Genomic DNA, 22,167 nt, shown 5'->3' on the forward strand with positions numbered 1-22,167 from the left:
ACAAGCCAGTGTGCGATGAAGAGCAACACTGGCTTGTACTGGTTATTTTTTCTCCGTTTGAGAAGTTATTTGCAGCACTGAAAACGTTAATCCCGTTCTTTTTCTGAATTGGGTGTTATACTGATGCTTTATTAGTATTGTTCTTTCCTTTTTTGCTTATGTAATGGACACAGTATTCATTATGCCTTAAAATTCAATCCGTCATTTTAAAATAGGTACTCAATAATGATTATTTGGGCCTTTTAATGGAGAACACTTCCCCTGTTTCTGCATAATTGTTTCCTGCCAATCTGCTGACGGCAGCTAATCCATTGTAATCAATTCTTCCATTTTCATATATGTTATTTTCTATATGAAATTGAACAACTTTTCCTATGATAAAATCACAGCTTGGAGAATCCAAACCTCCTAACTCTACTGAATGTTCTAAAGAACACTCCATTCGAATTTTCGCCTCTTTAACACCTGGAACAGAAATTATGGCACTCTTAACGGGTGTTAAATCTGCAAGTTTAATTTCACTTTCATCAGGAGGAAGGCTTGCTGCTGTTATATTTATTTTTTCTACATTTTCTTTATCAACAATATGAACAACAAATTCTTTCGAATCGAGGATGTTTCTCGCTGTATCCTTTTGCCTTCCCTCTGACCGTTGAATAGCCAATGAAACCATCGGTGGATTTGAGGACACAATATTAAAATAACTAAATGGAGCCCCATTCAATACCCCGTCCTTTGAAACCGTCGTGACGAACGCAATAGGCCTTGGTATAATACTACCTGTTAAAAGTTTATAATTTTCTCTTTCGGTATTGTTTGTCGGATCAATGGAAAGCACAGCAATCATCCTCTCGTAATCGTTAATAATATCGTCATTTATTCTCGAATGTGTTGACTTCGACAATATACTTCTCATGCCATTTTTTCCATTCCTCCATAGGAAAGTCAATATGCTGACCATTCAGTAAAGAACTCAACATATAGAGGCAAACATGCCATCCCGCTAAATCTTTTGAGGTATGGTCATTTAATGTACTGATAAACTCTTTAAACACTAATAAACAGCCATCAGATTTGGGATACAACTCGAAACGAACACAGCCATCGCCCCATTCGAATTCTAGAACGGAATTCTCTGCCAGGTCGATTATTTTAATATCAAATGATGCGCCAGTTCCATCATTCATATTGAATTTAATGGTACCTCCCTTTCGAAGATCTTCAAATTGAAGATTAGACATCCATTTTTCCAGCTTTTCATTTACTGTTAAAGCAGCCCAAACCTTTTCTGCAGAATGCTTTAATGGACGCTCGAATCGAGCGATATGTCCACCTTCAACTTTTTCAATTACTGCTAGCATATGCTATTTCTCCTCATCGTCAAAAAATTGTTCAAGTGCATCAAGCCTATCGGACCAATATTTACGGTAGGGCTCTATCCAGGTATCAATTTCTGCAAGTGGTTCTGCACGCAAATGATAAATGTGTTTCTGTGATTCCTTTTTAATTGTACTTGTTTGAGATAATTGCTGAACCAAACCGAAGAAAAATTATTGACTTTCTATGAATACGTCCAAGAGCTGTTGGAGAATTAGTCGAATGTACTCAATTGAGTCAGCCAGGTGTTTCGAAGCTTCTGCGAATATTACGTGAAGCTGGCTTAGTTCACAGTCCGCATTTTCAGTATATTTCCATATAGTTATATTACTTTGTGGTATATAAATGTCAAATGCGTAAGTTTTTTTAAATTGATAAAACAGATTTCTAAAACCATATAAACCCTGAACCATTACACGATCTTTGTCATCTGGTTCTATATGATGGTTCCCCTGGTCCCCCGTCCAAACTCGAAAACATCTTCCTTCGTAAAAGTTCTTTCCCACGTAAAAACATCACTTGTTTTTAAAATCATAGCTCCCTTCTAAATTTTAAATATTCTGTATTTAATTTTATCACAGCAATGAATGAGCCGCTAGCCACCGTATTTCCATTATATTCCTTCAATTAAATGAAGAAAAAGCTCCGAACAACAGCCTTTATCTTTAACTTTTTGTACCCTTTTGTTCAAGCAGCATTATTTCACATTCTTCAGGAAATTTTCCTCATAGTCCCTCATTAAAAAAACGACCTCTATGTGAAGGTCGTTTCTTGGCTAAGCGTCATTTTATTTTTCGGAGATTTCATTAACAATTTGGCTCAAAGCTTCATTTATTGGTGTTGCAGGGCGACCAAGCAGTTTTTCAAAATCATTGCTCTCGATTTCTAAAGCTCCATCCCGAATGCCTTTCTGGATGTCAACAAGCATAGGAATCAGGAATTCAGGTAAGCCAGCACCTTTCATAATATCGGCATAAGCGGCGTCATCAACCTGTTGCACAGGTACTTCTTTACCTAATACAGTGCCAAGAGCAGATGCAAACTCTTCCTGAGTCAATGGCTTCCCAGAAAGCTCGTAGATCGTATTTTCGTGTCCGTCTCCGGATAGTACCGCTGCAGCAGCCTCTGCATATTCTTGGTGAAGTGCCCAGCCTACTTTGCCATTCCCTGCAGACGTCACCCATGGAGCTCCTGCCAGGACACCTTGTATACTCGGGATTTCATTCTCCAAATACCAGTTGTTCCGTAAAAAGGAGTATGGAATGCCTGTTTTCAAGATGGCTTCTTCAGTAGCACGATGTGGTGGAGCAAGGAACATGGTGCTTTCACTTGCATTCGCTATACTTGTATAAGCGATGAATTTAACTTTAGCACGCTCGGCCGCAGCTACCGCATCGGTATGCTGACGAATTCTTGTTTCATTGTCTCCATCCGCAGAAATAATTAATAAACGATCGATACCTGCAAAGGCAGCATCCAAGTTTTGCGGCCGATCAAAATCTCCCTGGCGTACTTCTACTCCACGAGATCGTAATCCTTCTGCTTTCTCTGGATTGCGAACACTGACAGCCAGTTGACTCGCTGGCACAGTTTTCAATAAGGTCTCCACAACTCTCGTTCCCAATTTTCCCGTTGCTCCTGTAACTAACATTTTCATTTTCTATTCCTCCAATTAATTTTTTTGCGCATTAAAAAATGGGCTAAAGCGAAGAAATGCCATTCCATTATCACAACTAACCATAATATTTACTTTTTGTGTATGTATCAACACACTTAATTAGCTGTTTTTAGTTATTTTCAAATTGACCTGCCAGCCCCCATCTTCTCCAGGTTATTTATGTTTCACTTGTTGAATAATCATTTACAGGTATATAATATATCCATAGTCGTGATAATAAAAGTAGGCATTTTTTTATGACATAGTCACAAAAATAATACCATTATGTAAAAGAGGGATATAACGATGGCTCGCTATAAATTTCAAGGAGAAACCCCTCCAGAAGGACAGGAAGAAGTATGTCCTGTGACATATACTCAAAATTTAACTGCAGGCAGATGGAAAATTATTATTTTATGGCATCTAAGTAAGCAGACAAGAAGATTTAACGAACTTCAAAGGTTGTTACCTGGTATTTCAAAAGGAATACTAACACGGCAGCTGAGGGAATTGGAAGAAGATAAAATGGTCCACAGAGAAGTATATAAAGAAGTTCCTCCCAAAGTAGAATATTCACTGACACCCGAAGGAAAAACCTTTATCCCTGTATTGGATATTATGGGCGAGTGGGGCAAAAAACACATGCAGCGTAAATAAAAGGAACACAAGAACAAAAGGGCATATGGTTTCGCCCTTTTGTCCCCCCCTAGAACTGATACTCCCATTATACTTATATCGTTTCTTCTCATTTAACTTGCTCCTAAAATAGACGTGAAGACTGGCCCTGTCCCCTCCTGCTTTGCCTTCGAATGGTACTGGCTTAACTTCTTCTTTAACGTACAATGGCTCCTTCATATCCGAACCATCATCCATACACCCTGCCGTTAATATGACCGCAAATCCTATCGCTATAATCCGTTTTATCATAGCGCACACCCCTCCATTAACTTCACTTAATGGTAAAAACGTTATTGTAAAGATTAAAAGCCACAAGAGTAGTTTAGGAATTATGCTTGTTTAAAAAACTCTTAAAGAGTTACAGACCCCTTCATGCTTGCTTCCTTTGCCAATATTCTACCAATCATCGTAACAATCCCATTGGTGAATGGTACCAGACGGTGTGCCGCTGATAAATTGGATGTTCGCAGTTTTATCTATAAGTTCTCTTTTTCAAACTGCACAAAATACTGGCTATAATATCCAAAGTTCTCACTACCAAAAATGGGATTATATAATATAAAAGCCCATTAAAGGATTAATTCTATATAGAATCATTTCCCTTTAGGGATTTTAATATGTAAAATATTAAAAGTCTGCTCCAAAAAAGCTTATTCAGAAAGTTTAATTTAATCACTAAAGTCATTACAAAAAAAGCAGCGTTATTCTGCTTTCCGCATGGGTTAAGAGAGAAAAAGTTAATCTATAATAGTTTTATTACACGAAACTACTGAAAATTACACCCTATATGAGCTGAGAATATAGCCTGGCTAAACTAGTCATACCGAATTTTTTAAAAAAAGGATGCCATATTTTTTCTAAACTCTTATGGGAAGCAAATAAAACAGATTTACTTTTTATAACGGGGATGATTCCCTCTTGGCAAGAGCTGTAGCAACCGTTATTCTTGAAACACAAACAGATGGAAGAACCTGTGTCATCAAAAAAAATTGAATTGTCCTTTGATTCTGTTTCTATTATGTGATCTGATGCTACAGGTGAAATCATGTATAGGCTTTAGAAGAACCCCATCTTGACGAAATACAATTTACAAGAAGTTAAATAGAGTGAAGTAACAATTCAGGAATTCGCAGGGCATTACGGTGCTCTTTATCTAGAGATATATAGGGGGTGACTGTAAGTGATACTGCTACTAGTTGGCTTTATAATATTCATATTGGCTTCGCTGCTAGTTTATATTTTTAAGTTTTCTCAAAAAAGTATCTTTACATATAGTTTAATAGGGATTATCATCTGCCAAATGTTATGGCAGGGATATATCGGGGTGTTATATGCAGTAGATTTGTTTACGGCTGAACAGGCAGAAGTGTTATTCCGTTTGCTTCGGATAGGGGCATTGGCTACACCTACTATGTTCTTCTTAACCATAACGGAAACATTGATTCACTCTCAAGAAAAAATTTCATTTATGAATAAGATTTTTACTAGAAGGAACTTCAATGTTTATGCAGTAATAACTGTGATCTTCTACATATTAAACTGGACAGATGTAACCGTAACCCATCTAATTTATTTGGAAGGTAAGATTCTGCCTCATTACTATCCAGAGTATGGACCAATTGGTTTTATCCAAATGCTGCAAACATTTTCTTTATTGATTTGGTTAGGATGCGCCTTTCATATTGCAGTCAAAATGAATAATGAGTATTTAAAAGCCTTTCATATTCGCTTTACGGTGTATGCAGCCATTGCGTCTGTACTTGGATTAATGAACTTTAACGATGAATATGTCATTATTACAAGTCTTACTTCTTGTACACTCTTTACAGTGGGGGTGTTATATTCTTTTAACCATTTCCGTGAAAAAGTTATGGAATTTGAAAGAAGAGTAGAGATTGAAAAAATGAAGATAGAATTTGTGGATTACACCACTTCAAGTCTTATTCATGAAATTAAAAATCCTCTAACTGTTTTACTAGGTTATTTCAAACTTGCAGAATATAGTGATAAATTAGACCCTGACTTAAAAAGAAAGGCTGAAATCATGCATAATTCAACTTTACATATTCAGAAAGTCATTGATAACTTTGTAGATTTTATTAGTACCAGGGAGATTCAAATTGAATATGAGTGTGTGAATGAAATCATAGAAGCCTCTATTGATATGATGCAGTTAAAAGGTCAAGAGCGTGGAGTTTGCATAGAACCTATAGAGTCCAAAGAGGATGTGTATACAGGCTTAGACTCCTCAAAATTATCTCAAGTCTTTATGAATTTGTATAAGAATGCAATAGAGGCGATGACAGAAAAAGAAGGCGAAAAGAAAATTTACACCCGTCTTGAACAAAAGGCCAATCATATTGTTATTGAAATACAAGATACGGGAATGGGAATACATTCTGATATTGCTAAGACTATTTTTCAACCGTTTAAAACGGGTAAGCAGGATGGTATGGGACTTGGACTATCTATTTGTAAAAACATTGTGTTAGCCCATAAGGGTACGATTGAAGTACAAGAAACCAGCGAAAACGGAACTACTTTCAAAATTATCCTTCCTATTCAAGATTATTCTGATATGTTCGTTAATAATTAGTCTCTTTTATGGTTTGAGCTAATTTTAAGCTTAGAAGAAGGAGAGGCCCAGTACTATCCCGGAAATTCAGTTCCTGCCATTAGCGTTTCAATTTGTATATGGTATTACTAGCAGGGTTAATACTACTGGTGGTGTTGGACTACCTATAGGGGCAGTTCATCACCGCTTAACACTTTCCACTATATCGTTCACTCTCCTGATAACAACTTTACCATGTTTTGCTACCATCTTCTGGTCTAAACAATAAAACGGTTTATTGACAAAATAAAAAAGGGCTAAATCATATAAATATTTAACCCATACCTTTAGCAGTTTATAGCTCTAAATTGAATGGTAAACACGGAGCCCTTCCCAATCTCACTATCAACGTGTACTTTTCCTTTCATTGACTGAATCAGCTGAAAGGAAATCGTTAGACCGACACCGGTGCCTTTCTCTTTGGTCGTATAAAATGGTGTTCCTAGTTGTTTAAGTTGGCGGTCTGTCATTCCCTTGCCATTGTCAATAATCTCGATCATTACTGCACCGGCCTTTTTATAGGTATTGACAACAAGTGCCCCTCCTGCATTCATAGATTCAATTCCATTCTTTATGATATTAACCAAAACCTGCTTTATCTCATCTTTGTTTCCTTTGATATAGAGGGACTCCTGTATGGACGAAGTAATGCTTATGTTCTGTATATTTGAATAAGATCTCATCAATTCTACAGTTTTCTTTACTTCATTGGAGATATTTATAGGATGTTGGTCTTCCGTATGCGGCTTTGCTAATGATAAATAATCAGTAATTATTGATTGAGCCAGATTCAGTTCATCAAGTGCGATATTGGTGTAATAGTGCTTTTTCGAGTTATCCAGATCTTTATCGTTTTGGATTAGCTGTAAAAACCCGCGAACCGTCGTCATTGGATTCCTAACCTCATGGGCTACAGACGCCGCTAGTTGGCTGATAACATTTAATCTTTCAGCTCTTTGGAGTTCCTTTTGTATCGCTGTATGGTGATTCACTTTTTCGATTATTAGGACAGTTACCATCAAACATAACCAAGTAATGAAATAAAACATCACCATAAATGCAATTTGGTTTTGTTGATTAATAGTGTACAGAGTAAGACTGCTGAATAATGTGAAAATCCAATAAAGCACGCTAACTAGGATTACTTTCTGTTTCATTCTTACTGCTTCATATTTTCGAGTTACAGCAAAAAGAATCAAAGTAAGAATGGAAAAACTGAACAGAGTTACATAAAATCCCTCTCCACCAATAAAGAATCTATAAATCAATAGTGCTGCTACTGTTATGAAACCTGGCTTTACTCCACCATACAAAAAACCAACAATAACAGGAATCATTCTAAAATCGTATACATAATCTTTTGAAAATACAATAGGAAAAGACATCGTGAGTAACAACATACACAGAAGAATAAGTAATAGTATTGAGTTTGGCTTACTGCTCTCCCTAAAATCTCTCTGAAAGATCAAGTAATATATCAAGATTGGCATAAGTACTATTGAAACATGATTTAAAACTTGCTCAAATTCAATAACCACGTATTCCCCCCCAAATTGAAATTGCTAGATTACAAACTTTTGGATCCAGGATTAAGGCTTAAGATATATTCTACTGTATCGAGTATGTTTACTATATACAAAAATCTCGACAAAAACCAACAAACTCATTACGGAAGTACCACTTTGAAACTTCTTAAGATGTACAAAAACAATCAAAGCGTTTTACCGATCTCTCATATACTTGTTAAAAGGTATCTTTTTTACGACATATTTTTACAACTAGTGTGAACGGAATCAAGAACCACAATACTGAAAATTTATTATAAAAATGTAAAAGAACAGATTTTTTAATTGCTTTAGAGTAGCAGATCCTATCCATACAGGACGAAAACCAACATATTTTACCGATTCTGTTTTCGGGCATACAGAAAAAAGAGTCTAATGAAAAAAGGGCTAAATATAGTTAGCCCTCTATTGCCGAGAAAGTGAATCTGGCATATTTATACAGAATAATGAATCACTGTCATTAAATTCTTTCTAAACAATCAAGCAATTAACGGTTTTATTTATGTCAATTTAGTTGTTCCGTTAACGGGGCAAGTTAGCTTTATTTCCATACTCAGACCAATAATCAGGATCTGCACATGAGGAGTCTAATAATATAGTGTATTATCTTCTTTTTGTCTATGTTGGGAAGACTCATATCAAATAAGTAAGCGGCATTACAATTCCCTCGCTCCTCATGTTCTTTTTCCTTATCAATTGATTTTCTACCATCCTCTTCCTGCTCCGCCTCCACCTGATGAGCCACCTCCACCTCCGCGTGGTCCTCCTCCGTTTCCTCTGCCAAATGATAGCATGGAGATCAGGGCATATGACAGCGTCCCGCCAAAAAACTTAAAATCCAGTATGACCACAGCTGCAATGATTACAACCAGCAGCCACCCCGGCAGGGCAGACTCCTGCCCTCTATCCTGGCGTCCATCTCCAGCGTTTTCGTTTGATACAGCATCGGCAAGCTCGGAATAAGTCTGCATGATGGCAATATTGGGCTTACCTTCCTGCAGCATCGGAACTGCTCTTTCATCAAGAATCCTGCCTGCTCTGCCATCGGGAATTACTCCTTCTAACCCATAGCCAACTTCTATCCAAATTTTCTTTTCCTTCATGGCTAACACCAGCATGACGCCGTTATCTTTCTCAGACTGTCCAATACCATAAGTTCGAAAAGCTTCATTGGCGAATTCCTGAATTTCAGCACCGCCTGTTGTTTCCACAGTGAGAACAGCAACCTGATTACTTGTTTTATCTTCAATCATTCGCCCCAGACGCAAAAGCTCATTTTCCTCTTGCTGGGATAAAATATTAGCAAGGTCCTGAACGTAAATATCTCCAGCCGGTTTCGGTATAGGAAGGCTGGCAGCCGCTCCGCCCATGTCCCAAAAAACTAATACAAAAAGGACTAAACATAAGCTGGAAACCGTTCTTTTTTTCATTGTCCACTGCCCCCAAAATCAACATTTGGTGTTTCTATTGCACGCGGGTCAGCTTCAAAATATTCTTTAGCATCAAATCCAGTGATACCAGCAACTAGCGCACCTGGGAATCTTTTTACCTTCTTGTTATACTGTGCTACCTCCTCGTTATAATCTTTCCTTGATACAGCAAGCCGATTTTCTGTACCAGCCAGCTCATCCATCAGCTGTGTAAATTGTTTATCCGCTTTTAAGTTCGGGTAATTTTCCACCACAACCAACAGGCGGGATAGGGCATTTGTAAGCTCAGCATTTGCATTCGCTTCTTCTTCAGGTGAAGTAGCCCCTGCTAATCTCGCCCGAGCATTAGACACAGACTCAATTACTTCCTTTTCATGTGCTGCATATCCCTTTACTGTATTAACGAGATTCGGTATCAGATCCAGCCGGCGCTGCAGCTGATTTTCAATCTGGGCATAAGATTTATCAACATTTTCTTCAGCACTGACAAATCCATTATAACTGCTCGCTAACATAATTACGGCTCCGATCACGATCACGCCAATTATAATTAATGGTCCTTTAAATCCTTTCATGCTGTCACTCCTCTTCTCCAACGATGTTATATGTGGTATGTTCCCATACAACAAACATTCTTAAACAAAAAAGACGAGTGGATTCCCTAAAATTTATTATGATGATGATAACCAGGCCACTTTATCGAACAGCCAAATGATATTGATAGAATTCCAGGAAACTAACAGATATAGGAAATAAACGATTTTCAACTCCATTTCCTTTATATAAATGTAAGGCAGCAAAAACAGTCCCTCAATTTTTCTCTTGAAGTAATCTTCGACCTCTTGAACAGAGAAAAAGATAGCCTCTTCCTCCCGTTCAAACACTTTTCGATTATTGTATTCTTCAATTTCATCAGGTATTTTAAATGGCTTGGATGAAGCTAGGAATATAATTTCACTCATGTATTTCAATATCCCCCTAACCTATCATAGAGCTATTCCATTCATAATGACGCGTGATTTCTATCTTCAGAATGAAAGGACTATGTATTAAATTAAATATTCTTGGTCCTTTTCCTTCATAAACTCTGCGTTAGCCAACAAGAAAGCATCTTAAAAATAGCAGCGGTTTCACCTGGGGAAAGTTCCTCTTTTTAAGAATTTTCTTTTTTTAACATCTAATATAAAAAACTGATTAATTTGCCGTTGGTGAGAGAACAAAAAGCCGCACAAGACGGCTTTTATCTCTGCTTTATCTTACTTGTCAGTTTTCTTTGACATAAGGGTAGACTTAGTTTTTTCGAAATCGAAGTTTTTTTCAATCCTAATAAGTGTATCAATTAATTCCTTATCTGCCTCTTCAACAATATTATCTAACCTATTTATTATTCTCTCTGTTGCCTGCAAATCGATTCCTTTATCCTGTTTCCTTTCTTTTATATACGATTTCAGTTTGCCTACTTCATCCAAAATCTTTGTCATTAATTCGAATAGCTCTTTATTCATATGCCACATCTCCTTAGCAACAAATATTTAATGCCCTTCAATCTACATAATAGTGAAGAACATTAATTTCGCTTATTTGCGAAACTTGTGCATCACATATTTTCTATTTATCCCATTTCAATGAACGCGTAGGACAGTAATGCAATTAAATATTTGTCCAACTATTGCATCCAATTCTCTTAATTCAAAACCTTTACCCGTGTAAACAAATTGAAAAACGTTTTTTAATAGAAGAAAAAAGGTACAAAATACCGAGGGTGTTTGCAGTTTCCAAGGTTTTAATGGTTCGTTAAATTTAACTGTCATACTCATTCGATAAAAAGCCGTCAAATATGACAGCCGGTTTTGAAGGAAAGCACTTTTTGTTTGTAACAGGATTTCTATTTATAGAGTAAGTCTTTAAAGTTAGATGCCTTTATCGTTTCCAATTTCGTGCAAGGATTAGTTCAAACGTATTAATAGACCGAATAAACCACAAGGCAGCTTATGGATTATTAGCATCTGGAACATATGTATAAATTAAGCATTCTGTCAATTGATGGAAAGGGTCGTTAGGGTTGAAGTGACCGTCTTTCTAAATAACCCACCATAGGCTTCTTATCTCTTTCGTTTCACATTATCTCCTCAGCTGCCATACCACCAGTAGCAGGTGTGATAGTTACTCTATGTATGAAAATGTAGTCAAGTCATCCCGATTTCCAATCACGACAAGCATATCATCTTTTTTTAGCTTCTAATCTGCATCTGGAGAAACCGCGTTTACAATCTATTGAATCCCCTGACTGACGCCTCTTAATCGGAAAATAATCCTTTCTAAAGGATGTATGCAGATGCTTATTGCCGGTATTATTTTTAAATGTTTCTGACAAAGATTACTCCTTCACTACGTTTACAGTTTGTAATTGGAAATGTAAGGATCAATTTAGTCGAATTATAGGCTGCGTAATCTCTTTAATATCATGTAAAATGATGATCATCATATTCTATGTTATTAAATAGTTAAGAGACTTTCCGATATAAATTAAAAGAAAGAATCCTTACTTTTTTGTACAATATGCTCTGCTAGAGATTCCTTGTGGGACATCTATTATGCCTGTACGATTAACCGGGTTTAAGTACCTTTCTTCAGACTAGATAGCAATTAGGCCATGAAAGATACTACAAAAACAAAACACTTAAATTACCAATTTATGAGGTGTGTTGATTGAAATTAAAAAAGTTAATGATTGCAGCACTTTCTTTATCCATTTTGTTGCCGCTAACTCCAAGAGAAGCTGATGCTGCAGCCCCTGCCTGCTACAATCCAAATCAGTCTAATAAGACATATGTAAATGTTTCGGTAGCTACTCTGTGGAAAGAACCCGGTGCAAAACGTACAACTGATAAATACTCTCTTTCTAATCCTGTTGATATGAGAACCTGGACTGCAAAAATGCCAACAACATCTTCTCGTATTTGGCTGACAGGCAAAACCGAAACACAGGGCTTATATGGCCAGGAAATTCAAGTACTAAAAACGAGTGGCAGCTGGGTACAGGTTGCAGTTAAAGACCAATATACTCCAAAGAGTAAGTATGGGTATCCTGGCTGGATGCCAAAAACACAAATCATTACGCAAAAAGCCGGGTATGAAAATTGCCAAACAGCAAGTGTCAAAATAAAGACTGCTTATCTATATAATGATAAAATCAAAAAGTTTCTAGAAGTCAGTTTTAATACAAGATTACCTATCATAAATGTACAACAGGACTGGGTACAGGTTATGACTCCTGCTAATCAGGCTAAATGGATTAAAAGAAGTGACATTAATATATATATGACACTTTCTAAAATTCCAAAGCCAAAAGGCTCCGATTTGGTAAACACAGGAAAAGTGTTTTTAGGATTGCCTTATTTATGGGCCGGCAACTCTGCTTTTGGGTTTGATTGCTCTGGCTATACACATTCTATTTACAAATATCACGGGATATTATTGCCACGAGATGCCTCTGAGCAAATTAAGAAGGGCAAGTTTGTTAATAAAACTCAATTACAGCCTGGGGATTTAATGTTTTTCGCTTATAACAAAGGAAAAGGCAGAGTTCATCATGTTGCCATGTATGCTGGAAACGGAAAAATGATTCACTCGCCAAAAGCAGGGAAAACCGTAGAAATCATTTCAATTAATACTTCGCCATATAAACAAGAATACGCAGGAGCGCGCAGATACTTATAATAAACCCTTGAAAAAAAGGTATTTACATGGAAAATTGTAAATACCTTTTCGCTTTTAATATTCGGTTTTATAATCAATATTGTTGATCGTAAAAGCTAATGAATAAATCTTCCCATGATAACCGTGTTGTAATATTTTCCGTCTGATAGGACTCTGTCATTCTTTAAAACGCCTTCCTCTTCAAAGCCAAGCTTTTCATAAAGCCGAATGGCTTTTTCATTAGTTTCCAGCACATGTAAAGTGATCTTTTTTATGCCATTGGCATCAGCCCAGGCTATCGATTGTTTTAAAAGACTCTTCCCAATTCCAAAGCCCCAAAATTCTTTTAGTACGGCTATCCCGAATTCTACTTTATGTGAGAATCTATTTAAATGGCTCCCTTCACATCTTGAAAATCCAACAATCCGGCCATCCACTACAGCTACCAAAAATATATTCCTAGGATTCTCCGTATCCTTTTTTATAATTTGCTCAAAACCTTGAGCATCAATAAATGCCTCTCCTTTTGCTCTATCTAAATTTTCTGTTTCTCCATCAATTTGCAGTCTTAGATCAGACAACTGATTCGCATCTTCTGCAATTGCAGATCTGATTGTATGCTTTAGTCCATTAACAATAAATTCTTGTTTGTTTATGTACAAGATGGTCACTCCGTTCAAATGATTAAAACTTTCATCCTGGGAACCACCTGACTCCATCAGGTGATAACCTTTCATTTTAGTTCAACTATCTCTTTCACGTTAAGAAATGATCCTTTCTTTGTGGATATCTATAATACTACCAGGACTTTTAACTCCCCAGTAAAATTACTTACAGAAGTGAATAGTCACTTTTTAAAATATGTATTAGTATAATCTTAAAAAGGTGTATTATATTCTCCGCTTACGTTTGAAATGAGGAAAAGAGCTGTGATCAACTCATTCTTCGGAGATTAAAATTGATGATTTTACTTGACCGGAAGTCGCTGAATTGATTGCGGATCACCTACATGGTATGAAATTGAATTCCCCGCCGGAAAGTATACATGCACTTGATCGTGAAAATTTTCGAATGCCGGATATGATACTAGCTCCCCAATAATAAAATCAACCTGACATTCATTTTACTTCCGACTAAAATACGGGCCGCACCAGCCAGTTTCGTGTGTTTTTACATAAGTCCAGCTAAATTCTTTATCTACAACATACACATCTTCTTCGTTTATTAAATCATCAGCAGAAAATAATCTTGCATTCTCTATAAGCAACGCGTGATCGGAATGCTGATAAAAGATATAACATTTATCTTTCTGTTCGTTATTAAATGCTGTTTGGGCTTGTTCATCTTTTTTACAGCTCTTTTTACCATAGCTAAATAAGTGCCATAAATATCCACAGGCACCGTCTTGATCATACAAATAAATTGATTTTTTATCATTAAAGCTAAGATGATTCGCAAAATTGAGTTCCCATGGTTTCCGTAAATATGTACCCCAGCTTGGAATTTCAGTTACCTTCACTTTTTTGCTTTTTAAAATATCTTCTATGTCCATAAAATGCCTCCATAATTGATATTCTTATATTATCAAAAATATTACTTTTTCATTGTCCTCAATACTTCATAAGCACAAAAAAGACTGCCAATAGATGGCAGCCACAGATTGTCGACAAAAGGGGTTCGGAATGGTCTGCGACGAGGAGGCTCACCGCCCGCCCCGCTGAATGCGAAGCGCCTGGAACGGAAATCAACTTACCCCATTAACAGGCCAAGGAGAAAGGGTGGGTTTTCCCTGAATATTCTGCGGCCGTTTGTGACTTTAATTATTGTAAATAGAGATGAGATAAATTTCCCCTTCTCAGTTCTGAAAGTGTCGGATCAGGAATTTTAAAATGCAGTAAGGGCTTCGAATGTCTCGGAAGCTGGTTCTGAATGATTTGGAATGTCTTCCGAAAGTATTCTTAGTGTTTCGGAAGCAGGTTCCGAATTTTTCGAAATGACTTCCGAAAGTGTTCTGAGTGATTCAGAACCTATTGATTTTATTGATGCCAATGACTTAATCTAATATCAGTTAATTTGGAATGAATGGTTCAATAATTTATCTTGTTTGTACAGCTTTAGCCAGCTTGAACATTTTTGTTCTTACTCCAAAGCCAGAAAACAACAGGTATGATGACCAATGAGAGAATGCCTCCTGCAATTGATAGAGCCGGGTAGCTGGAATGGGCTACGATCAGACCGGATAGTGCCCCGCCCGATGCTCCGGATAAAGAGATGAATACATCAACAGATCCTTGTAGTTTGGCCCGTGTTGATGCTGTTGTTGAATCAATTATAAGTGCCGTGCCACTAATTAAGCCAAAGTTCCACCCAATACCAAGCAGTGCTAGAGCGACAATAAATCCTGCCATGGATTCCACAGGAGCAACAGCGGCCACTATACCTGCAGCCAATAAAGTGGTGCCTGAAGCAATTGCCATAACAGTACGTCCCAACCTGTCTACGAGGATTCCTGTAATGAGGGATGGCAGGTACATGGAACCGATATGGATACCAATGACGAGTCCTATCTCCCTTAAATCATAACCGTGATGTCTCATTTGTACTGGAGTCATCGTCATAATCGCAACCATTACCATTTGGGTTAAGACCATGATCAAAGCTCCAACCACAATTCCCCGCTGATTTTTTGCATGATGATTTGACTCAGTGTTAGCAATGCCAACTCGTTCGTCTTTGTTCATGTCTTCCATTGCTTTCGCAACGAGTAGTGGATCCGGACGCAGTAAGATTAATAATATAAAGCCGGCAAGTGTGTAGGCAAAAGCTCCGAGAATAAATGGTCCCGCAAGAGAAGGCACCCCCATTGATTTAGCGAATTCCCCCATAACATTGACCAGGTTTGGACCTGCTACAGCACCGAATGTAGTTGATACCATGGCAATGCTAATCGCTGTTGCCCTCTGATTAAAATCGGCTAAATCAGTGCCAGCATAGCGGGCCTGCAGGTTAGTTGCACTTCCTGAACCATAAATTAACAAGGACGCAAAAAGTAGTAAAACACTGTCAATTGCAGCAGCCATCACTACTCCAACAGCACCTGCACCGCCGGCTAAGAATCCAGATGCCAGACCTGTCCGGCGTCCAAATCGCTGGGAGAGCCGCCCTACCAGCATCGCTGCACCCGCAGAACCAAAAGTAAGCAATGCAGATGGAATACCAGCATAACTGTCGCTTCCCAGCATGTTTTGCGCGATGAGAGCCCCCACTGTTATGCCGGCTGCAAGTCCCGCTCCTCCAAAAATCTGTGAAAGAACAACAATAAAAAGAGTACGCCGATGTAATTGCTTCAGTTTTTCAGGACTATTCAAATATTGCTGTACTATTGGATTGTTATACTCGCTTGAATTATCTTCTTGATTTAACACTATTCATACTGCCTTCTGTTTAACGGTCGCATCGCTTTTATTCCCCCTATATTGTTACTTTTCCATTTTTCAAAACCTAAATCAGTATTATTTAAAGGATAGTAATTTAACTTATGAGGAAATATTTCGATTATTATTTTTTCTATAAAAATTCCAAAAGAAATAATATTTGAGCCAAACAGAAAGGGCAGTGATTAACCTAATTTATATTTTTCGATATGTTTAGTAATATTTTTAAGGCATGAAAAAGTCACGCGGATAGACTGTACTTATTTTCCACTTTAAACCGCTATCGACGCTAAAAAAATGTATGTTCAAATACTTGGTTTTGCACTATCGTTAAAAGTAGTAGATTGAAGTTTCCTAGGAAATAAGTTTGACTTACTTTTCATCCTGAGCTTCCAAATGTTTAGATACGGGCAACACCAAAGAGGATAGATAATGTTATAAATCCTACAATTAATAAACCATACAAACTTAATATAATTGTTGTCAATCGTCCTCCATAAAAATAATGATGGACATAACCTCTAAGTATTTTCTCGATTATAAAACTTCCCTCTTTCATTAACACTTCCCTATAAAAATCCAAACTTTCCGTATCACCAATTTCACTTGTATTGTCCTTGTTAATAATAAAAAAGTACGCCACTAGGTGATGAACTCACAAAACATAAATAAAACTTTGCTTGCACTATTAAACCAATTAATTTTCATTAACTGTGACTGATGCGTCCATAATTTTCAAAAAAATGATTAATAGAAAGAAATCATGGGTAACAAAGTATAGAATTTATTTACTAAAGGAGGATGTTATGTTTCGTCATCAAAAGCAATTACAGTTCGAGGTAAAAGTAGACCGTCCAGATCCTATGCTCGCCCGTCAGGTACAGGAAGTACTTGGTGGCCAATTTGGAGAAATGACTGTTATGATGCAGTATCTCTTTCAAGGCTTTAATTGTCGTGGTGAAGAAAAGTATAAAGACATGTTAATGGATATTGGAACAGAGGAAATAGGGCATGTTGAAATGCTATGCTCACTTATCAGCCAATTGCTAGATGGTGCTTCTCCAGAAGATCAGGCTGAAGCTGCTAAAGATCCTCAGATTGCTGCGATAATGGGTGGAGTCAATCCACAGCATTTACTCGTAAGCGGTCTTGGGGGCTTACCAACTAATTCAAATGGTGTGCCTTGGAATGGTGCTTATATTGTAGCTAGTGGAAACTTATTAGCTGATATGCGTTCTAATCTGCACGCAGAAAGTCAGGGGCGACTTCAAGTAGCTCGTCTATATCATATGACAACAGATGAAGGTGTCCGTGCAACATTTCGTAAAATGCTTGCTCGTGACCGTTACCATCAATACCAATGGATGGCTGCGATTGCAGAGTTAGAAGAGAAAAACGGTGTGGTAGTGCCAGCTTCCTTCCCTCCTGAAGCGGAAAAGGAAGCGCAGCCACAAGCTTATGAATTTTGGAACCTTTCAGAAGGCAGTGAGTCTTCCGAAGGCCTTTGGGCTACAGGAAGTGCACCAGATGGTTCCGGAGAATTTGTATATATACAAGAACCTGTAGCAAAAGGACAAGTTCCTAATCCTAGCATACCTTCTGATAAATTACATCATGACTTAGATTTAACTAAATTAACCTCTAAAGAATAAGGCTTATAAACAAGATGTGCTTCTAATAGTGCATCTTGTTTATTTTCAAAAGAAAATCGTGAAGACTGCAAATATACATAGTTTTAGATAAAATAAAAAGACACTATTCAAAAGTGTCCTACTCTCACTCACCATCTTCAACATCAAAAAATTGCGGTTCCCTGTTGATGTATAACTAAACTTCATTTAAGAATCAGACCTAGTACTTTATAACTTTGTTCTAATCAGTAACTATCAGAAGTACTCTAAAGAGTCACCGGTTTCTCACTTTATTCAATACATTTTTAAAAATTATATATACAGCTGCAATTAAAATCGTAAGCAAAAGTACTTTCATTATAAGTTAAGACGCCTCCATATTGTATGTATATCTTTTTATTACCCTAATGCGGTTAATAAAAACACCTACTCATTAAAAAGGTATTATAGATATATTTAATAAATGACGATTAATTCCATAATTGTCCTCTTTTTCCGCAGTCATTTCCCATTTCGAATATTACATTTCAAAAAAACCATTATACTTGAGTGCCTTGATGACATGGGGAGTTCAATGTTCTCAATGCAAGTTTTGTAAGTAAGGTTACATTTTGAAAATAGGTTGCCGAGATTGGGGCAATTGAAAGATTTGCTATGCAGCGAAGAATGAATTTTTAAGCAATAAAAATAAGCCGCTCCCTTTGAGCGGCTCTTTGAACTTCTAGTTATTTATATTGAGAAACAAAATGGACAAATGTGCTTGCGGTCCAGGTAAAGGATTTATCCCGCAGTGCCCTTCCGGTAGTGGCTTCATAGTTTTCCGGGAAGCCGTTTAGACGGGCCATTTCACAGAACCTTTCAGCTATATCACCAGCAATTTCATGTTTCCCGCAGTCTTTCAGTGCTTCCACAAATAAAAGAGTCGATGGAGCCCAAATTGGTCCACGCCAGTAGGCGTCTGCTTCATAATCAGAACTATCAATTGCTTCGGTAGCAATTCCCCAATTTGTCAGAAAGCGTTCACTTGTGATAACCTCAATCATTTTCTGTCGGATTTGATCAGGCAGCCTTTTACCTAAGATAAGCGACACGAATGGCAGTACTGCATTGCTTTCGATGATTTCGTCATTTAACATACGTTTGGCGACCGGCAGACCATCCTCAATGAAATAGTCAATGAACAGCTCATTAAGCTTGTCGGCTTTTTCAATCCAATACCTTTGCTGATCTTTGTTGTTGAATTTTTCTGCAAGTGATGCCAATAGATCCATGCCTTTAATGATAAAAGCAGTTAAATCAGGGCTGTTCACTACAACAGGCTGACTAAAAACAGTACTGTTGTCCTGGCCAGAGTCGTTTCCGTGGTGATATTCACAAATCCCATCCTGGTTAGAATCTTTGTACTTTAAATAAAAGTTAATCTGTTTTTCAATGTATTGATATGTTAATTTCATTTGTTCTTCTGTGAAAGGCATTTTCTCCATCATTTTTCCAAAAAAGTAGCCATGAACAGGAGGTTTTGCAAAGTTCCAGCGGATGGTGGAATCGCTGACTGAGCCTGGAATCTGCCCAAGCTCATCTTGGTGATCGAATAGAACGGCCATTTGATCCCAAGCCAAATCATTATCCACACCGGCAAGTCCCAAGGCATTGAAACAATGATCCCAGCTCCAGGCACCCGGGAAATTTTTATTGGAGCAATACATCGTATATCTCTTTAAGTTTCCTTCAGGCTTCACAAAAGTCGACCAATTAGTATAGGCTGCAAGCATGAGTGCCTCATGATATTTTTCTTCAACAGCAGGAATTTTAGAATAATAATCTAAAAGGCTTTGCTTTGATTCAGCAACAATCTGATCAAAATCATATTCCAATTTATCAGGAATAGCAGCATTTGTAGGAATATCTTCAATTATGCATAAGAATTGTTCCCCATCAGCTTGTACTTGAATAATCGAAGAGTTATTTGCTTTTTCTGAGCTTCCAGCTGCATCATATTGGATATCCTGATTAAGTGAAACGCTTCCTTTAGGACTGTAAATCATGAATTTTGTAAGGTTTTTATAACTGTTGATAAGGCAATATTCTTCCCCTTTCTTACCAAGCAGGAAGTTATATTCAAAATTATAAACTGGCTGCGTATCAAAACGGATGCCTACATTATCTCCAATACCTTTTACAACAATGCGGGAATCTCCATCAAAGCAGATACTAATCTCCCCGCCAGGCAGTGTTAATACAATCTTTGAGAAGTCAGCTTCGTACTGATACGGAACGGGCTCATTATTTTTTAAAGGAATGAACTTCATTACATTCATATGGTTTTTGGATTTGCCTCTTAGGCTATTTAGATACAATCCTGACTCTGTTTCCTTTTCTTGAAAATTAATGGACATATATGAACCGTAAAAACTAAACGGTATATCTGTTAAATTCACTTTTAAAAAACTCCTTTAACATAATATGTATATACAAGTTATCCCTAATTTATCATAGTATGAAAATTAGTCAAGAAAAGAAAGGGCTATCATTTTTCTGCTTGACAAGTGAAACAATTTAAAATATTGTAGCTCTTGTATATACATGTTAAAACAGCGAAGAGGTGTCCATCGTGTCTGAATTAAAGGAAAGCGTTTCACAGATTATTAGTTACATAGGCGGTGCGGACAATATTGAAAGCGCATCCCACTGTGTAACCCGATTGCGTCTGGTCCTCAAGGACAAAGATCAAGCAGATGTTAAAAGTATTGAAAATCTTGATATTGTGAAGGGAACGTTCTTTGCAAGCGGCCAGTTTCAGGTAATCATAGGACCTGGCTTAGTAGAAAAGGTTTATGGTGAATTTATCAAGCAAACCGGAATTAAAGAAAGTTCTATGGCAGAAGTAAAAGAAAATGCCCGTGCAAAAGAAAGCGTTATCCAGAAGGCGGTTAGAACGCTGGCCGATATCTTTATCCCTATCCTTCCGGCGATTGTAGCATCCGGTCTATTAATGGGCTTTAACAATCTTCTTGCAAATCCTGGCCTATTTTATGAGAAGTCAGTAATTGAAGTACATACTGGCATTGCAGGAATCGCACAGATTATCAATCTAGTAGCTAATGCTGCCTTTACATTCCTCCCTACCTTAATCGGATGGTCTGCAGTGAAGAAATTCGGCGGAAATCCTGTTTTAGGTATTGTTTTAGGTTTAATTCTAGTTCATCCAGCTTTAATGTCAGCTTACGATTATGCAGCTGACCCAAGTAAGGTTAAGCATTGGGATGTGTTAGGATTTAAGATTGAACAGATTGGTTATCAAGGACAAGTCCTTCCCGTTTTAGTTGCTGCTTATCTTTTGGCACAGATTGAAATTTTCCTTAAAAAGAGAATTCCTGATGCCATCCAATTGATTATTGTATCACCTATAGCCCTATTGCTGACTGCGTTTTTAACTTTCACGATTATTGGGCCTATTACAATGACCGGGGCCAACTGGATCACTGATGGAGTGGTGTACCTGTTTGATGTAGCTCCAGTTTTTGCGGGTGCATTTTATGCCTTTATCTCTCCATTGCTGGTTATTACTGGAATGCATCACTTATTCCTTGGTGTAAACCTGCAGATGGCAGGAAGCTTAGGCTATGTAACTCTATGGCCAATCGGCGATACTGTAACATTGGCACAAGGTACGGCTGCATTAACAATGTTCTTTATTCTAAGAAATAAGAAAATGAAAAACGTTGCCTTTACTTCATCCTTCTCAGCATGGCTGGGTATTACAGAGCCAGCTATCTATGGAGTAAACTTGCGGTACCGCTACCCATTTATTGCGGTCATGCTTGCAAGCGCTATCGGCAGTGGATTCCTGGCATACTTTGATGTGAAAGCCACATCAATTGGTGTAGGCGGACTCTTCTCCTTCCTGTCTGTCTTCCCTGAATATTGGGGCGTATACTTCACAGGCAACATAATGACCATTATCTTAACAGCCTTAATCACCTTCCTTTTTTCAAAAAGCAAACGCTTTAAAAATGAGGATTTGGAGGCTTAAATTTAAACAGATTCCTATAAAACAAGGACAGGCTGGACCTGTCCTTGTT

At 37.5% G+C, this 22,167-nt stretch carries 18 protein-coding genes; 6 read left to right on the forward strand and 12 right to left on the reverse strand.

Features of this window, described 5'->3' with window-relative positions:
• Positions 1–229: 229 nt before the first annotated feature.
• Positions 230–838 carry a flavin reductase family protein gene (locus tag D0469_RS06285; RefSeq protein ID WP_117325791.1) on the reverse strand — a complete coding sequence of 203 codons (609 nt, stop codon included), beginning with the start codon at positions 836–838 and terminating at the stop codon, positions 230–232.
• A 34-nt stretch (positions 839–872) separates the two neighbouring features.
• On the reverse strand, positions 873–1,361 hold the full coding sequence (locus D0469_RS06290; protein WP_117325792.1) for an SRPBCC family protein: 489 nt from the start codon (positions 1,359–1,361) through the stop codon (positions 873–875).
• A gap of 206 nt (positions 1,362–1,567) precedes the next feature.
• Here D0469_RS06290 and D0469_RS21525 point away from each other — a divergent pair, with 206 nt between their 5' ends.
• On the forward strand, positions 1,568–1,699 hold the full coding sequence (locus D0469_RS21525) for an ArsR/SmtB family transcription factor (protein WP_267897288.1): 132 nt from the start codon (positions 1,568–1,570) through the stop codon (positions 1,697–1,699).
• Between the two features lie 465 nt (positions 1,700–2,164).
• On the opposite strand, the gene D0469_RS06305 is transcribed toward D0469_RS21525, so the two are convergent.
• Entirely contained in the window at positions 2,165–3,034 is an 870-nt protein-coding gene (locus tag D0469_RS06305) for an SDR family oxidoreductase (protein WP_117325793.1), read from the reverse strand.
• A gap of 306 nt (positions 3,035–3,340) precedes the next feature.
• Here D0469_RS06305 and D0469_RS06310 point away from each other — a divergent pair, with 306 nt between their 5' ends.
• Together D0469_RS06310 and D0469_RS06315 are read left to right on the forward strand one after the other, a co-directional pair.
• Positions 3,341–3,691, forward strand: a complete 351-nt coding sequence (locus D0469_RS06310; RefSeq protein ID WP_117325794.1) for a winged helix-turn-helix transcriptional regulator — start codon at positions 3,341–3,343, stop codon at positions 3,689–3,691.
• A gap of 1,201 nt (positions 3,692–4,892) precedes the next feature.
• On the forward strand, positions 4,893–6,308 hold the full coding sequence (locus tag D0469_RS06315; RefSeq protein ID WP_117325795.1) for a sensor histidine kinase: 1,416 nt from the start codon (positions 4,893–4,895) through the stop codon (positions 6,306–6,308).
• Positions 6,309–6,613: 305 nt separating this feature from the next.
• Here D0469_RS06315 and D0469_RS06320 read toward each other — a convergent pair whose 3' ends face one another.
• The 5 genes from D0469_RS06320 to D0469_RS06340 form a co-directional block, all read right to left on the reverse strand.
• Positions 6,614–7,816: an ATP-binding protein gene (locus D0469_RS06320; RefSeq protein ID WP_267897289.1), complete on the reverse strand. Its 1,203-nt coding sequence runs from the start codon at positions 7,814–7,816 to the stop codon at positions 6,614–6,616.
• A gap of 779 nt (positions 7,817–8,595) precedes the next feature.
• On the reverse strand, positions 8,596–9,321 hold the full coding sequence (locus D0469_RS06325) for a TPM domain-containing protein (protein WP_117325797.1): 726 nt from the start codon (positions 9,319–9,321) through the stop codon (positions 8,596–8,598).
• Entirely contained in the window at positions 9,318–9,896 is a 579-nt protein-coding gene (locus tag D0469_RS06330; protein ID WP_117325798.1) for a LemA family protein, read from the reverse strand. The genes D0469_RS06325 and D0469_RS06330 overlap by 4 nt, the downstream gene beginning before the upstream one ends.
• 96 nt (positions 9,897–9,992) lie before the next feature.
• Positions 9,993–10,283, reverse strand: coding sequence for a hypothetical protein (locus tag D0469_RS06335; protein ID WP_117325799.1), 291 nt, complete (start codon positions 10,281–10,283; stop codon positions 9,993–9,995).
• A gap of 294 nt (positions 10,284–10,577) precedes the next feature.
• Complete coding sequence (locus D0469_RS06340; RefSeq protein WP_117325800.1) at positions 10,578–10,826, reverse strand: hypothetical protein; 249 nt, start codon at positions 10,824–10,826, stop codon at positions 10,578–10,580.
• A 1,204-nt stretch (positions 10,827–12,030) separates the two neighbouring features.
• On the opposite strand from D0469_RS06340, the gene D0469_RS06345 reads away from it, so the two are divergent.
• The gene (locus D0469_RS06345; protein ID WP_233522960.1) at positions 12,031–13,041 is read left to right on the forward strand and encodes a C40 family peptidase; all 1,011 of its coding nucleotides are present in this window, start codon (positions 12,031–12,033) and stop codon (positions 13,039–13,041) included.
• 95 nt (positions 13,042–13,136) lie between these two features.
• Here the strand turns inward: D0469_RS06345 and D0469_RS06350 are convergent, their stop codons facing one another.
• The 3 genes from D0469_RS06350 to D0469_RS06365 all read right to left on the reverse strand — a co-directional run bounded on the left by D0469_RS06350 (position 13,137) and on the right by D0469_RS06365 (position 16,445).
• Positions 13,137–13,682 (reverse strand): GNAT family N-acetyltransferase, encoded by a 546-nt coding sequence (locus tag D0469_RS06350; RefSeq protein WP_117325853.1) that lies wholly within the window; start codon positions 13,680–13,682, stop codon positions 13,137–13,139.
• 461 nt (positions 13,683–14,143) lie between these two features.
• Positions 14,144–14,572 (reverse strand): DUF4275 family protein, encoded by a 429-nt coding sequence (locus D0469_RS06360; RefSeq protein WP_117325801.1) that lies wholly within the window; start codon positions 14,570–14,572, stop codon positions 14,144–14,146.
• Positions 14,573–15,134: 562 nt separating this feature from the next.
• Positions 15,135–16,445: an MFS transporter gene (locus D0469_RS06365; protein ID WP_233522961.1), complete on the reverse strand. Its 1,311-nt coding sequence runs from the start codon at positions 16,443–16,445 to the stop codon at positions 15,135–15,137.
• An 815-nt stretch (positions 16,446–17,260) separates the two neighbouring features.
• Between D0469_RS06365 and D0469_RS06370 the strand changes: the two genes are divergently transcribed.
• On the forward strand, positions 17,261–18,106 hold the full coding sequence (locus D0469_RS06370) for a manganese catalase family protein (protein ID WP_117325803.1): 846 nt from the start codon (positions 17,261–17,263) through the stop codon (positions 18,104–18,106).
• Positions 18,107–18,810: 704 nt separating this feature from the next.
• On the opposite strand, the gene D0469_RS06375 is transcribed toward D0469_RS06370, so the two are convergent.
• Positions 18,811–20,523, reverse strand: a complete 1,713-nt coding sequence (locus tag D0469_RS06375; RefSeq protein WP_117325804.1) for an amylo-alpha-1,6-glucosidase — start codon at positions 20,521–20,523, stop codon at positions 18,811–18,813.
• A 173-nt stretch (positions 20,524–20,696) separates the two neighbouring features.
• Here D0469_RS06375 and D0469_RS06380 point away from each other — a divergent pair, with 173 nt between their 5' ends.
• The gene (locus D0469_RS06380; protein ID WP_199478390.1) at positions 20,697–22,118 is read left to right on the forward strand and encodes a PTS transporter subunit EIIC; all 1,422 of its coding nucleotides are present in this window, start codon (positions 20,697–20,699) and stop codon (positions 22,116–22,118) included.
• Positions 22,119–22,167: the final 49 nt, after the last annotated feature.

Origin of the sequence: Peribacillus saganii (assembly GCF_003429095.1) — a bacterium.
Lineage (GTDB): Bacteria > Bacillota > Bacilli > Bacillales > DSM-1321 > Peribacillus > Peribacillus saganii.